Raw genomic sequence first — 1,393 nt, 5'->3', positions numbered from 1 at the left:
CTGTCAGCCACCATTTTTCAGCTTAGCTGTCTAAATTAAGTCTGTAATATCTTATCACTTGTTGGTTTTTTAATAAGTCTATAGCTATACTGCTTATAGGGGTAATAATTATAGACTTAAAATGATGAAGCAAGAATTAGCGATTAAAAGACTGAACGAGCTGGATTCAAAAGATCGTTATGTCTTTTTACAACGAGATTTAGCCAAAATTTTTCACGAAGATTCCATTCGGTCATTGAACGATAGCTTAGCTCGCCTAGTCAAGGCAGGGTTGCTAGAGGGACCAGCGAGAGGGGTCTACGTATACGGCTTATCACACATTAAGCGGTGAACAGCGCTTCATACGACCTCACGTCGCACGCCCCTACATGTGTTACGCCTGGAAGTTCGAACCAAGTTGTTCAGTTAACTTTGAGATACAAAAAGTAATGAGTAGCAAAAAGCAAGACCTGACCCCATTCCCCTATAAAGCATTATTCAATTTGACTTCAAACATTCAAATTGAATGCTGTTTGGTCAATTGAGTTTGATAGTTAGTAGGTTGAGGGTTAAAATGATGATATCAGACACCTTATGTAGAGTAAGCTTATGAAGCACGTCAAGGTTGAAACGAACAGTTCCAAGACCAATCGTCAATTTGTTCCTAAAGCGAAAAACTTTAAAGTGAGCACGTCTTACGAAGGGCTTGCCGTAAAAAATGAACCTCAATCACTGGCAGCATTAAAAAGGCAATATGCGAGATAAGTACGGTGTCGCTCAGGATCATTATTGTTATCCTAGCTCTAATACACTTATAAATTTACTTGATATCCGTGACAGTGAAAAACTGGATGAGGCTGAAGTCGCATTCTCTGAACATCGATATATCGAATATTCGAGTCTTGTCTCTGCTTTAGAAGACTTCGATATAGGACACTTTACGCATCTTCACTGGGTGCTTTTTCAGGATGTGTATGGATGGGCTGGAGAAGTTCGTGATGTTGATATCAGCAAAGGCAACACGCGCTTTTGCCATTGCTCTTTTATTGAAAGAGAGCTTATACGGCAGCTAGAACGTATCCCCCAACTTCGTGAATACTCAGATCGTAAGGAATTTATTCGATTAGTCGCAGATATTTTTTGTGAAATTAATATCATCCATCCTTTTCGAGAAGGAAATGGTAGGGCCACACGTTTTTTCTTTGAAGAGCTGATTTTTGTGGCTGGATATGAAGTTAATTGGCCTGAGGTTTCAAAAGAAAAATGGATTGAAGCCAACGAACAAGGGTATCTTGGTGACGTATCATTTCTAGAGCTTATTTTTAATATGGCAATCAGTTAAAAGTCATTCTATCTACCCAAAGTCTGCTCAGACAAGTGTTAAATCTAGTACTTTTAAACTCAAAAATGCCCC

General features: G+C 39.0%; 2 protein-coding genes. Both read left to right on the top strand.

The features are described 5' to 3' along the window. The first annotated feature begins 588 nt into the window (after nt 1–588). Complete coding sequence (locus tag FH976_RS15730; protein WP_194091714.1) at nt 589–744, top strand: hypothetical protein; 156 nt, start codon at nt 589–591, stop codon at nt 742–744. Next, complete coding sequence (locus FH976_RS15725; RefSeq protein ID WP_194091713.1) at nt 734–1,321, top strand: Fic/DOC family protein; 588 nt, start codon at nt 734–736, stop codon at nt 1,319–1,321. The genes FH976_RS15730 and FH976_RS15725 overlap by 11 nt, the downstream gene beginning before the upstream one ends. Nucleotides 1,322–1,393 lie beyond the last annotated feature (72 nt).

Origin of the sequence: Vibrio hibernica, from assembly GCF_015223435.1 — a bacterium.
GTDB classification, from domain to species: domain Bacteria; phylum Pseudomonadota; class Gammaproteobacteria; order Enterobacterales; family Vibrionaceae; genus Vibrio; species Vibrio hibernica.
The sequence above is the reverse complement of the archived record's forward strand: the minus strand, read 5'-3'. Positions and strand labels throughout refer to the sequence as shown.

Bases quoted from the DNA above. Each gene is read 5' to 3' on its own strand.
- FH976_RS15730 (WP_194091714.1), top strand. From the start codon at position 589: ATGAAGCACGTCAAGGTTGAAACGAACAGTTCCAAGACCAATCGTCAA.
- FH976_RS15725 (WP_194091713.1), top strand. From the start codon at position 734: ATGCGAGATAAGTACGGTGTCGCTCAGGATCATTATTGTTATCCTAGC.